This window comes from Dolichospermum heterosporum TAC447 (assembly GCF_024584745.1).
In the GTDB taxonomy this organism is placed as follows: domain Bacteria; phylum Cyanobacteriota; class Cyanobacteriia; order Cyanobacteriales; family Nostocaceae; genus Dolichospermum; species Dolichospermum heterosporum.
The window spans coordinates 5382013-5394935 of the sequence record NZ_CP099464.1 but is presented as its reverse complement, the minus strand read 5'-3'; the positions used below and the strand labels follow the sequence as shown (position 1 = coordinate 5394935).

Annotated in this window: 10 protein-coding genes and 1 pseudogene; 3 read left to right on the top strand and 8 right to left on the bottom strand. The window is 39.4% G+C overall.

Annotation, left to right across the window (positions count from 1 at the left end):
* Positions 1-328: 328 nt before the first annotated feature.
* Together NG743_RS24640 and NG743_RS24635 are read left to right on the top strand one after the other, a co-directional pair.
* A pseudogene (locus NG743_RS24640) lies at positions 329-472 on the top strand (transposase); the annotation flags it as partial.
* Between the two features lie 445 nt (positions 473-917).
* Positions 918-2372: an ATP-binding protein gene (locus NG743_RS24635; protein ID WP_257121086.1), complete on the top strand. Its 1455-nt coding sequence runs from the start codon at positions 918-920 to the stop codon at positions 2370-2372.
* A 352-nt stretch (positions 2373-2724) separates the two neighbouring features.
* On the opposite strand, the gene NG743_RS24630 is transcribed toward NG743_RS24635, so the two are convergent.
* Both NG743_RS24630 and NG743_RS24625 read right to left on the bottom strand, forming a co-directional pair.
* Positions 2725-3750, bottom strand: a complete 1026-nt coding sequence (locus NG743_RS24630; RefSeq protein WP_257121085.1) for a fimbrial biogenesis chaperone — start codon at positions 3748-3750, stop codon at positions 2725-2727.
* 269 nt (positions 3751-4019) lie between these two features.
* Positions 4020-4565, bottom strand: a complete 546-nt coding sequence (locus NG743_RS24625) for a hypothetical protein (RefSeq protein WP_039201628.1) — start codon at positions 4563-4565, stop codon at positions 4020-4022.
* A gap of 588 nt (positions 4566-5153) precedes the next feature.
* On the opposite strand from NG743_RS24625, the gene NG743_RS24620 reads away from it, so the two are divergent.
* Positions 5154-5324 carry a hypothetical protein gene (locus tag NG743_RS24620; protein ID WP_257121084.1) on the top strand — a complete coding sequence of 57 codons (171 nt, stop codon included), beginning with the start codon at positions 5154-5156 and terminating at the stop codon, positions 5322-5324.
* 256 nt (positions 5325-5580) lie between these two features.
* On the opposite strand, the gene NG743_RS24615 is transcribed toward NG743_RS24620, so the two are convergent.
* From NG743_RS24615 to ilvD, 6 genes are all read right to left on the bottom strand, one after another.
* Positions 5581-5808, bottom strand: coding sequence for a hypothetical protein (locus NG743_RS24615; protein ID WP_193963307.1), 228 nt, complete (start codon positions 5806-5808; stop codon positions 5581-5583).
* Positions 5809-5954: 146 nt separating this feature from the next.
* The gene (locus tag NG743_RS24610) at positions 5955-6161 is read right to left on the bottom strand and encodes a hypothetical protein (protein ID WP_152540417.1); all 207 of its coding nucleotides are present in this window, start codon (positions 6159-6161) and stop codon (positions 5955-5957) included.
* 109 nt (positions 6162-6270) lie between these two features.
* Positions 6271-8769, bottom strand: a complete 2499-nt coding sequence (locus tag NG743_RS24605; protein WP_257121083.1) for a carboxypeptidase-like regulatory domain-containing protein — start codon at positions 8767-8769, stop codon at positions 6271-6273.
* Positions 8770-8813: 44 nt separating this feature from the next.
* Complete coding sequence (locus NG743_RS24600) at positions 8814-9146, bottom strand: hypothetical protein (protein WP_257121081.1); 333 nt, start codon at positions 9144-9146, stop codon at positions 8814-8816.
* Between the two features lie 549 nt (positions 9147-9695).
* Entirely contained in the window at positions 9696-10346 is a 651-nt protein-coding gene (locus NG743_RS24595; protein WP_052149894.1) for a hypothetical protein, read from the bottom strand.
* Positions 10347-10482: 136 nt separating this feature from the next.
* Positions 10483-12174: a dihydroxy-acid dehydratase gene (ilvD, locus tag NG743_RS24590; RefSeq protein ID WP_027401401.1), complete on the bottom strand. Its 1692-nt coding sequence runs from the start codon at positions 12172-12174 to the stop codon at positions 10483-10485.
* Between the last annotated feature and the right edge of the window lie 749 nt (positions 12175-12923).

The window sequence follows — 12923 nt, the reverse complement described above, 5'->3', positions numbered from 1 at the left end:
TGGTTGTATACTGGAACTGGTTAAAAATTGGACTTTTATTTGGCGGCAAAAACAAGTACCGAAGAGCCATAATCAATAGAGTGCTATTAAAGGGTAAAGTCTGATGTTGAGAATAGATTTTATGGAATAAGATATGATACGCTGCATTGTTAAAGGTATCATCATCCTCATTCATTAGTACGGAAAAAGATGGAAGTTCTGTATTTAAAAAGTCAGGGTATAAAGAAATTTATAGTTTGTGCTAAATATCGAAAACAACATCAATTAGGAGAGTCCTATATTTTGAAAGAGTATTTTGAAAAATCCCCGCATTCAAGTATTGCAGACGCAATACCAAAAGTGTAACCGGGTACAAGATCATGCCAAAGGATTGGGCATACAGTTATTTTGTTTACCTTCTTCTTCACCACAGCTAAATTTAATTGAGCGATTTTGGAAGTTTATTAGAAATGAATGTTTGTACTCTAAATACTATATAGCGGTATGCACTTGCATGAGATACATCATAGCCCCCTCATCGCTTGCGGGGAGGGGGTTGGGGGTGGGGTTCTTGTATCTCACTCAATCGAGAACCGCTATAGTAACTTTACTGAGTTTAATGGAGCAATATCTAACCGTATTAACACCGCTAATACTGACAAACAAGAAAAGCTAGATAGCTTGCTGTCTCTGAATTTTGAGACCTTTCAAAAAGTCCAAGTTTTAATTGTTTAGAGTATAGCTATTTATGAAGAAAAATAAACCTAGTGTAGTTACAGTTAACTTCCTTAAATTGATTATTTTTACGTTGAGTTATGAAAATCCCAAGAAATCGCCATACATACTTATTAACCGAGTTGGGCGAGAAAAAAATAATTAATACCCTTACTGAAAACAATGTGAACCCTCGTAATAGAATTACGTGGATACATAAACAGATGGAAAATACTGGTGAAAGTATAAGTAGCAATACGATTCGTAAAATTTTAACAAAGCAGAATGTTGAAGAGTATGCAATTAAATTAGTGTTTAAGACATTAAACATATCATACGACCATAACGTAGATGCTATTCTAGTTTTAAAAGATACAAATAGTCCGAAGAGTTGCCATCAATACTTCTTTCCTGTTAACAACAAACATTCTAATTTTTTCGGTAGAGAAGATGACTTAGCAAGGCTTAATACTCTAATCAATCAACATCAAAAAATGATTGTTATTCAGGCACCAGGAGGACTAGGTAAAACAACTTTAGCCAGGCAATATTTAAATAGTCAAGGGTTTGATTTAGTTTTATCCCTAGAAATGGGTAGAGAGGCAGAGAACATCACTAATGTGGAAAGCGTAGTTGAAGAATGGCTGCAACAATACTTTGAACAAGAACCAGGAAGGGAATTTGGTATTACATTCGCAAGATTAAAAAAACACTTGCAAAATCGCCAAGTCGGGATATTAATTGATAACTTAGAAACCGCACTAGATAAAGATGGTAGGTTCATTCAAAATCATAGTCTTTATCTAGAATTATTCAGGGTTTTAGCTGATGCAACTGTCCAGTCATTTACGATAATTACTAGTAGAGAACATTTATTTGATGACCGTGTTGATATAATTTATCATTATTATTTAAGTGAATTAAGTGTATCAGCGTGGCAAGAATTTTTTGCATTTCACGAAGTTGAGATTAATATTTCTTTACTAAAAGAAATGTACATAAAATATGGGGGTAATGCAAAAGCTATGCACGTCCTAGTTACCTCAATAAAAACAGATTATAAAGGAGATGCAACTGCTTATTGGCAAGAAAATTGTGCTTTGGTGGAAAAAGGATTAAAAAATTTAGTTGTCAATCAATTTAACCGATTGCAAAGTTTAAATCCAAATGCCTATAAGTTACTGTGTCGCTTAGGGTGTTATCGCTATCAAGATATACCGAAAGTTACCGAAGATGCCTTACTGGCTTTGTTGTGGGATATTCCTGACCAGCAACAGCGTATGTATATAATTAGAAGTTTAAAAAATTTGCGTTTGTTTGAATTTGCCAAGGGCAAGTATTGGCTGCATACACTGATTAAGGAAGAGAGCGTAAAAAGGTTAAAATTAAGTCAAGAATGGGAAGAAGTTAACCAAAAAGCAGCCGAATTTTGGAGAGGTAGTGTGAAAGATATTCGCATAATGGAAGATGCTAAGAAAGCTTTTGAAGCCTATTATCATTATAAATCTATTTATGACTACAATAGTCAGATAAATTTTGATGAAGCCATAATATTATTTACAGCAGCGAAAGCTCCCCGGCAAGTTGAGAAAGTTGAAAAAGAGAAACTCAAAACCCCCAAGGAACCCGTAGAAACGTTCTATGAAACACCTCTACAAGGCTTCTCCGAGGATGTTTGAAAAGGTTTTAATGAAACAAACCCATAACCCAACTGGGAATGATAGCGTAGGGTGGCGTTAGCCATATTTCCAGGATTATTTACTAAGTAGACATCTCCGAAAATTAAATGTGCGTCGTTTGAAACCCTTGTAGAGACGTTCCATGGAACGTCTCTACAATCTTTACCGGAGAAGTCTAGTAGGTGAACACAATAAAACCAATCTGTGTAAAGAAAAGTAAAATCGCCCAAACCCTATTCACTCTTGCCTCTTGCCTCTTGCCTTGCTATAACGACGATTTTCAATGCTAACCTACTTAGTAATAATGATCGGAAAAAACTTCTGTTCTTCTCCCTCTGCTTGCCTTCACCCGTCATTTTTGGGTTGACAGACTACTAGGTATAGTGAGGGGAAAATTAAAAGGGAGAACATTTTGGTCAGTCTTAGAATTTAATGCCCAACCTTTATTAACCCAAACAAGTTTTCCAGAAAAATTATAAGTCCCAGCGGGAAGAGGCTTTTCATCCTTTGCCGGATAACTAATCGGGAATTTACGGCTACTTTCAGGTACTATTGATGTAGGTTCACTTACCTGACTGACAATTTCCTTATCCCCTTGTTTAAGTGTCCATTCAATATAGGGACGGGTTGAACCATTACCAGTATTTTGGACACCAAGTAATATTTGTCGTTCTTTAGGATTATATTCAACGCCTGTAATGTTGAAATTAGGGGCAATCTTACCTTGACGAGCATAAACGGTTGCCCCAATTCTCGTGGCCAGACCCATTGTTACAGTGACTACATCCTTAGGTGCATTGGGGTTATCAGGAGATTCAGTTAATGATTGAACATACACTACTGCCCGATACTCTTTATTAGTGATATCTTTGGGAATACGAGTCACGAGTCGCACCTGTCGAGATTGTCCTAGTCCGAGTGTTAGCTCACGGGGAGAAAATACAAGATAGGGAGTAAGGTCGGCTTTACTATTAGGTTCTGGACGGAATCCTCGATCCGTATAGGAAAAAGGTTCGGCATAGAGTCGAGCGCGAATAGGGGCAGTGGTGCTGGCATTCACGATGTTAAATACCCCTTCGGACTGGCCACCTTCGCTATTTAACTCGACAATGCTTGGAATCAAATTTAAGGATTGTGCTTGAGCCATTTGGTTAGATAGCACCAGAGGGAATCCAATAAAACTTCCCCAAGTAAGGGCGCGGATACCAAAATTAAGGATATTTTGCAGAGGAGAAGGGTAAATAGTAAACATAGGTATACTCAAAATAGCTCTACTGAGTTTGTCGGCTGTATTGCTTGTTATTAAGGTTAAATTAATCCAGCCATGCAGATAACTTTCATGGCAGGTATCTACATGGCTATGGGAACGCAGATTCAATTTTTACTAATCTCCAGAAATTAAATATGGGTATTCTAGTAGTCTGTCAACCCGAAAATGACGGGTGAAGGCAAGCAGGGGGGGGTAGGGGAGGTAGGGGAGGTAGGGGAGGTAGGGGAGGTAGGGGGGTAGGGGAGGTAGGGGGGTAGAGGGGGAGGGAAGAACAGAAGTTTTTTCCGATCATTACCCGTCAAAATAAATTTGACGAACTACTAGAACCCTTGTAGAGACGTTTCATGGAACCTCTCTACACTCTTTTCTGGAGATGTTTATTGAGGAACTGCGGTTATTAAAACTGTATATTTGTAGATACCTACGGGAATATTAGACGTAGCTTGAACGTTCATATCAACTGTCAGAGGCGTAGGCTCAGAAACAGGTACCTGCACGAAACCATCGCTTCTGACAGAGGTACCAGGAAGTCCTGTACCAGGGGATGCGGTATAAGCTTCTACAGAAGCTTCACCTGCTTTTAAAACTGACTTGGTACTAGCTAGAGTAATAGGACTATTGGCTGGATCAGCAACAGGAGTGTCTACAAAAAATGCTGTGCCTGAGTTGCATGAAACTGTAGCACCTGCTGCTTTTGGAGTTACACCAGCAGTTGCTCCTATTGAGGTGCCAGAGCTAGAAGAAATAGTTCCCAGGTCACGACCTCTTGCCACAATTGCACCGGATGTGAGGTTGGTGAACGAACAGTTAGCCTGAGCAATACCTGTAAAGTCCATATTCAAGGTTTGGTCAGCCTTGGCTACTGGTGCTAATAAAAAAGAACCGCCTAATACAAGAGCAGAAATCAAAGAGATACGTTTCATTTTTTTAATACTTAAAGTGGTAGAAGTAAGACCTTGTTCAAATGAACCGATGCTGGGAGTCGGTTATTGAGGAATTGAAACAAGTAACTTAAGTAGGTTTACTATATAATTTTTTCTATATGCTGTGGGCATATTTAAGAAAGTTAAGTAAAGTTCCTTAATTATAATTGTCGAAATCTCTTTATAATTTAGTTTTAGCTATTCATGAAGAAAAAATAAACTTAGTATAGTTATCTTAAAATTGATTATTTTTATGTTGAGTCATGAAAATCCCAAGAAGTCGCCATACATACTTATTAATCGACTTGGGCGAGGAAAAAATAATTAATACCCTTACTGAAAACCAAGTGAACTCTCGTAATAGAATTAAGTAGGTGAACACAATAAAACCAAACTGTGTAAAGAAACGTAAAATCGCTGAAAACTTCTTTACTCTTGCCTCTTGCCTTGCTATAACGACAATTTTCAACGCTAACCTACTTAGGTGGATATATGAACAGTTGGAGAACAATGCTGAAAGATATCCGCTCAATAAATGGGGGCAGACCACCTATTCGGGAACGATTTTACGCCATTTGAGGCTTGTCATTGAACGATTTACCCCGGATTATTGAGCGGATACCTAATTTTTTCGGTAGAGGAGCGGAAACTCCCCGGCAAGTTGAGAAAGTTGAAAAAGAGAAATTTAAAACACCCCAAGTAAGCCTTGTAGAAACGTTCCATGAAACATCTCTACAACGCTTCTCAGAGGATATTTGAACAGGTTTTAGGGAACACCAATAAATAAATTACCCAATTTTGTGGGTAAGTAATTGGACAAAAATATTTACAGTCATTGCCAGCCAAGGGAAGCAATCACAACCATTGGAATTGCTTCATTTCACTTCGTTATATATGGCTAACGCCACGCTGCGCTAACGCAATGACATTGTGTAATTAATTTTGTCTCACTACTTAACAGTCCAACTGTTTTGAGTATATTAGTAGGGTTTCAGAGTTTTGGCGAAGGTATTGTTTAAGCGACAGATGTTAACTCAAGACTTGCAGCAGGAGTCGCTGATTCTCCGTTATTGGTTGCAGACTGGTCTTCTGGAACATCTACATTTAAAACAGCACTAGGGGCGCTAGTTAGAAATTGAATTGCTCCTGCAACTTCTTTGTAAGGACAATTTTGCAGATAGCCAATCAATCCGTCCCGTTGACGATCTGTAATCAGATAAACGGTCTGTTTAACGTTACTCATAAAACCTCACGCTGTGTGGAAAACTTTTTGGGATTTTAGACATTCTGGCGTTTGTCCACCCTGTACGGGCAGAGTTGCTTGAAACACGGTAAGAGTACATTAGTTGTCTCTAAACATACCATTAACAAGCAAATAGATTTAACTGTTCAATAGACATCTCCAGAGATTAAAGATTCTTGACCTTGACCCCCTGTAGTAGAGACGTTCCATGTAACGTCTCTACCATCTTTTTTGGAGATGTCTAATACCTTCGCCAAGTTAAAAAAGCTTTGATTTGTAGCTTGGGTTAAGCGACAGCACGATTTAAAGCTTATGTTGAATTGTACATTTGGTACACCACGTAAACTTACCATTGCTTCGCAACGCTAACAACCCAAGATACAAAAAATTGCGATTGTTAATAACATACACCATAATTTATTTTATATCAATACTTTTTTTTGTATGTCTAACTCAGTTATATTACGGTTTAAGTCTCAAATTTAGCTGTTGATACGGTTCAGAGGATTGGCTTAGATCTATGGTTTTCGGTGCTGCGGGGATATTATTAATGAAAAGATTATAATTAGGGTCTATTAATCCTTCTAGATAATAGATACCGTCCGCACTAGTAATAGAAAAGACTCTGTGACTAGAGGTAGAAGACACAGCTTCAACTCTAGCACCAAAGATAACTTTTCCTTGAGAATCAGTTGCAGTTCCTGATATCGCATAGGATCTAGCAAAGGGAATCAAGACTTCTGTAAAACCTCCTCCGGTAACTTCAAGTGCTACAGCAGTATTTTTAGTAGGATACCAATCTAGAGGATAGCTAGAAGGATCTAAGTCAAGGCGATAAAGTCCTGGGTCAAGGGGTGTAACAATCCCATTATCAGTGAATTCTGGTAGATATTCGGAAATAGGCTTGTTATTAATAATCAAGAGTGAGTCGAATTTTTTGACAATTAAAGGCTCTGTCGGCTCTCTAATACCGTTATTATTTTTATCTAAAAATGGTTTAAGTAGAATACCACTAGAAATTTCGCCCATAGCTGAAGAAGAATCTTTTAGGTAAGCACCACGTTTGAAGTCAAAATTAGTTGATAGTAAAAGTTGAAATCTACCACTATTAGACCCCAAACCAACATTACTATAATTAGCTTGCAAAGATAAACCGGAAAAGATTTCGTGGGAGAAATTAGTCATAAATCCCGACCCATTTGAGCCAATAACATAACCTAATTCTACCCGCAATTTAGATTTATCTGGCTGAAAACGCCAATTGAGAGTTAGTAAAGAGTCTCCTTTAGAGTTGCTAGAACCAGGTGATACAAGAGTTTGATAACTCAAACCCAGAGAATTATAGGAACTGCCTGTTTTTGAACTAGAGTTACCTAAGAGATTGTAAGTGAGGTTAGTTTGGGTAAGAAAATTATTATGAGAATGTTGGAGTTGAAACTTACCTATTTTGCCATTTAAATCCCATTTTATTTTACTTACACTATTCCATTGCAGAGTTAGGGAAGCAGAAATTTTCCGTATTAATATATTAACTCGTGTGCCAATGTTGTACCTAAATGGCAAACTAGCAGTGTAGTCATAGTTAAAATCACTAAATAGCACTAGATAGGGTAAAACAGTTCCACGAATATTCAAACTACTGCGTTGTAAATCTGTAGCTAAATTGGTTTTGATTTTAGGAGTGGGATTATACTGAATATTAGCGTTAACGTCCCAATCTGTGTTCAGAGTTGGAGTTAAAGCCGAAGCTGTAATTTGTAGGGGAGTATTTTCGGGTTGAAACAATAACTCTGTTGAGGCGGAAAAACCATTGTCATAACTAGCGATCGCTCCCAATGTCAGTTGTTGGGATACCCCATAACGATAGCTTGCAGCTAAAGACAAATCGCTGAAAGTTCCTAAAAACTGTTTATTATTAGTAAAATTATTGCGTCGTGTCCCGGCTGATACCATTAGAGAAGAAGTGCGGGCAGGTGACTGTCCAGGGATAATTGAGAGCTTGACAATCCTTTCTTCGGGTTTAGATGTCAGTTTTCCTTGGGGATATAACAGTAATTGCACTTCAGAAAGGGTGACATCGTTAAAACTGTATTTTCCTGATTCATCCACTAAAACCTCGGCAACAAGCTGCTGATTAGACATAGAAAGTAATTGTACTAAAGTTCCTGGAGCGGCTTGACCCCTCACCGTTTGACCGAAACCTGTTGGTCGGACACGAGTAATTACGTCTCCACCGTTCCCCAGGCGCATGGTAAATCCCCAGCGTTTGACGGCGGTTACACCCCAAAAAGGTTTGGAGCTAGTGCTACGCCAAAAGGGCTGTTGTGAGCCTATAAATAAATCGCTGGAGTCTTTGTGGAGAGTATAGCTGGCTGAACCTAATCTCAAAATGGTTTCATTTTTATTTTTGGTTTGGGTTCGTGTTTGATTAAGAGTGAGAAGCCATGATCCGCCTAGCAAGCTACCACTACTGGTAAATATTCGGTTCTGACTACCACGAGAAGGGGAATTTTCGGTTGTTTCCTGTTTATTTATGGTAGTGACAGTGAATCGAGGCGCAGAAATATGGGGGATGCTCGTGAAGTCAATGGGCGGCTCAACGGGGACTTTGGTGGGGTCAGATTGGTTTGTAGCAGGATATTTGATTCGGATGGCATAATTATTAATGTCAAATTCTGGAGTAATACCAAACCAATCTTTAACATCCCGCATAGACAACACAGCACCAATTTCGGGGTCGAGTCTGAGGCGGCTAAGATCAAGATTGAAGATAACTGTGCGTGATCGTAATTGTACCTGACCATTAGGCAAATTAGTCACCTGAATATTTAACGCCTTGATCATGGCATCATAGGGAACAAGCCAATCATCAAATTGAATTGCCTGAGAACCATCCTCAGTTCCCCTTACCAATGTACTTTTAACAACCACACGTCCATCTACTTCAATTCCAACAGGCAAAACGCCCCATTGAGCAGCAATATTTTTAGGATCAATGGGGGGGATTAATGGGGGGATTGGTTGGGAGGAGAAGGGGCAGACTCATTAACTGGCGGGACTGCTGGAGTTTTAGGAACTTCTTGAGTAACTTCCTGATTTTTACTATTTGTTTCTTCTCTATTGAGTGGTTTGTTAGAGATTTTATCCGAGTATAGCTTATTTGAATCTATCACTCGCGGAATCTCTACTATATCTGTAAACTCTTTAACTCCAGGCGTTATAGCAGGCTTAATTTGAGTTTGTGCAACTACAGCGGCAGGGTTTATATGCTTACAGTAGTGGTTATAATTAGGATGGTAGTTTAAAAATTGGACAGATGGTAAAAAATAAAAAGCCATCTTTATATATTTAGGTAGATATAAGCTAAGAGGCTGTTTAAAAAGTTTTTAATGTATAAATAAATAGGGCTTGCTGAAAAAGTTGTCTGTGAGGGACTTACAATTAAAAAAATACTCAAAAATTTCTTGTGGTTCGGTCCGAAAAGCCCGCTAACCATCAAGGACGGGCAGGATGCCCATCCCACAAAATTGGGTAATTTATTTTTTGGTGTTCCCTTAACCCAACTACAGAAAGTGTACAAGGTATTGCTGCTAGTTAGCAAATAAGTCTAAATCTGTGACTGCACCTACACTGCTGGAATATACCAGTTTGGCGTATTTGGCAAGTACGCCTTTGGTATATCTGGGTGGTAGTGGTTGCCAATTGGGTAATTGGACAAAAATATTTATATATATAGGAATCCGGTTTGATTCCTCGTGACGTTTGTCCTATTACTTACAGCAAGGGGTTGAGCCTACAAAAAAAGATCTAGTCTAAACTCCAATTTATACAAGGGTTAAAGAATTGAACGCAGATAAACGCAGATAAACGCAGATAAAGATTGAATATTAACTCTGTTCTTCTTTTCTTTCTTCGTGTTCTTCGTGTCTTTGTGGTTCATTTAATTCGTACTTTTCTGACGCAAAGGGAATTTTCATGAGTTTTGCAGCTTCTTGTAATAGTGCTTGTTGTTCATTGTGAATAACTTCTAAACGCTGGGAAATTTCGGCTAACCTTTGTTGTTTACTGTGAGGTTTTCTAATTGGGAAAATTCCGAATCTAGCAAATTTTATCCAAAGAGATTTTAATATTTTTTGGAATAATATAAAAGGAATTTTAAAAATTGACCAACTAGCTGTTTCTATAATTTTAACAATTGCTTTGATAATACTCCAAAGTACAGCAATTGTAAATAATGAAATTACTACGCCTCTGACTGGGTGATTTATTCCCCATGTGAATATTTCTAATATTTGGAAAAACCAGGGATATTGTGATAAGAAATCATGAATAGTAGTATTAATATTTTTTTGGATTACTTCTGATGTATTGTCAGTAATTTTCTCGACATTTTGCCAATGATTTTCTAAATAAGCTTTAGTGTTATCTGTTGTTTGTGTGGCTTTTTGTTGTACAGATTGGGTGAAATTATTAACACCATTTTTTACTATTTGCCAATGTTGGGTAACTTTGTCTGGTAAGGTTGGATTTAGCTGCATAGGCTTGAAAATATTCAAGATAACGAACCACAGAGGCGCAGAGGACACGGAGGGTAAGAAGGAAGAGATGCTATTTTTAAAATTAATTTTATTCAATTACCCAACTTCTTTAAGAAGTCGGGTATCTGGTATAATTCTAATTAGCAAACAGGTCTAAATCTGTGACTGCACCTACACTGCTGGAGGATACCAGTTTGGCATATTTGGCCAGTACGCCTTTGGTATATCTGGGTGGTAGTGGTTGCCAATTGGCGCGACGGGTGGCTAATTCTGCATCTGATATATTCAGTTGCAACAGACGATTATGGGCATCTATGGTAATGCTATCACCTTCTTCTACTAGGGCGATCGCACCACCTACAGCCGCTTCTGGGGCAACGTGGCCGACTACCATGCCGTAAGTACCACCGGAGAAACGTCCGTCGGTAATTAAGCCTACGGAGTCTCCTAAACCAGCACCAATAATGGCGGAGGTGGGGGCTAACATTTCTCTCATGCCGGGTCCACCTTTTGGTCCTTCGTAACGGATCACAATGACATCACCGGCTTTGATTTTTCCGGCTAGGATGGCATCTAAACAGGATTCTTCTGATTCAAATACTCTGGCGGGTCCTGTAATAACTGGCTTTTTGACTCCGGTAATTTTGGCTACTGCCCCTTCTGTGGCGAGGTTGCCTTTGAGAATGGCTAGGTGTCCCTGGGCGTACATGGGGTTATGCCACGGACGAATTACGTCTTGGTCTGGACGTGGTTCGGCGGGGATGTCTGCTAATACTTCGGCGACGGTTTGCCCGGAAATGGTGATACAGTCTCCATGGAGTAAGTCATGGACTAACAGCATTTTCATGACTTGGGGAATGCCGCCGGCTTTGTGTAAGTCTGTGGCGACATATTTACCACTGGGTTTTAAATCACAAATGACGGGAACTCTACCGCGAATGGTTTCAAAGTCGTCTATGGTTAATTCTACTCCAGCAGCGCGGGCGATCGCTAGAAAATGCAATACGGCATTGGTTGAACCACCCACAGCCATAATTACAGATATGGCGTTTTCTATAGATTTCCGGGTGATGATTGTCCGGGGTAATATCTGCTTGCGAACGGCTTCGACGAGGACAACGGCTGATTGTTCCGTACTGTCGGCTTTTTCTGGGTCTTCGGCAGCCATTGTCGAGGAATAGGGTAAACTCATGCCCATTGCTTCAAATGCTGAAGACATGGTATTGGCTGTAAACATCCCACCACATGACCCTGCACCGGGACAAGCACCGCGTTCAACAGCTAACAGTTCATTTTCGTCAATTTTGCCAGCGCTGTATTGACCAACGGCTTCAAAGGAACTGACAACGGTTAAGTCTTTACCCTCATAATGTCCGGGTTTGATTGTTCCACCATACACAAAGATAGCAGGGATATTCATCCGCGCCATTGCTAACATTGCCCCAGGCATATTTTTATCACAACCACCAATTGCTAATACACCGTCCATACTTTGGGCGCTACAGGCTGTTTCAATGGAATCAGCGATGACTTCCCGTGATACTAGGGAGTATTTCATCCCTTCTGTTCCCATGGAAATCCCGTCACTGACAGTAATTGTTCCGAAAATTTGGGGCATGGCACCGGCGGTTTTAACTGCGGCTTCTGCCCTTTGTGCCAGTTTATTAATCCCCATGTTACAAGGGGTGATGGTGCTGTAACCGTTGGCTATACCGACTATGGCTTTGTTAAAGTCTTCATCTTGGAAACCTACAGCCCGCAGCATGGCACGATTAGGCGATCGCTGTACCCCTTGTGTGATAGTTTTACTTTTAAGATTTTCTGACATCTTTTTTCCTTGTTTACTATCTATTGTCGCTTAGTCTTCAGTCTTCCTTATACCAAATTAAGATGTAGCTGCATAGAATCAGATTTTTGGATTTATTAAACGCTGATAAACGCAGATTAACGCTGATAAAGACGGATAAAATGGTCAAATTATTTTTGTCGAACTTGCGTTAATTTTAAACCCATGAAGATGGGTTTTGTCTGTGTAGCTGTGGTTTCTAACCGCTCAACTTCTTCAACACCGCATCCGTAAAGGGATTTTTCCCCGCCTTCAAATTCTTCACCCAGCCTTATAGTTGCGCTTTTGACTCTTTATCATCAGTCCATTTAATATATGCCTCAAAATCCTCAATAGCGCCTGAATAGTTACCCGTTCACAGGGGGTGAGAATTTATTAAAAAACCTGAAAGCTTTGTCTGTTGGGTTTTTCAGGCAACTTGACATATTAACGAATGGTTCTTAAATTGGCTGGAAAACGATTTGCAAACCGATATAGAGATTTTGCGAATTTCAAATGACCTAAAAAAATCAAATCTATAACGTTTTTCATGCTGTTTTCGTGGAATCTCATATAGAGTGTTTTTTGTACCCCCCGTGAACGGTTACGTGAACGGTTACGTTAATTTGTGATAAACAATATCCCCGACTTATAAATTTTGTACTTGGTTGAGTGAGTAAGAACCCCACCCCCAACCCCCTCCCCGCAAGCGAGGAGGGGGCTATGATATATATACCTTAATCCTGTTAATC

What these genes read in the sequence shown, in the direction of transcription:
- NG743_RS24625 (WP_039201628.1), bottom strand. Translation starts at nt 4,565, where the DNA reads ATGAAACGTATCTCTTTGATTTCTGCTCTTGTATTAGGCGGTTCTTTT.
- ilvD (WP_027401401.1), bottom strand. Translation starts at nt 12,174, where the DNA reads ATGTCAGAAAATCTTAAAAGTAAAACTATCACACAAGGGGTACAGCGA.
- NG743_RS24610 (WP_152540417.1), bottom strand. Translation starts at nt 6,161, where the DNA reads ATGGTAAGTTTACGTGGTGTACCAAATGTACAATTCAACATAAGCTTT.
- NG743_RS24635 (WP_257121086.1), top strand. Translation starts at nt 918, where the DNA reads ATGGAAAATACTGGTGAAAGTATAAGTAGCAATACGATTCGTAAAATT.
- NG743_RS24615 (WP_193963307.1), bottom strand. Translation starts at nt 5,808, where the DNA reads ATGAGTAACGTTAAACAGACCGTTTATCTGATTACAGATCGTCAACGG.
- NG743_RS24595 (WP_052149894.1), bottom strand. Translation starts at nt 10,346, where the DNA reads ATGCAGCTAAATCCAACCTTACCAGACAAAGTTACCCAACATTGGCAA.
- NG743_RS24600 (WP_257121081.1), bottom strand. Translation starts at nt 9,146, where the DNA reads ATGGCTTTTTATTTTTTACCATCTGTCCAATTTTTAAACTACCATCCT.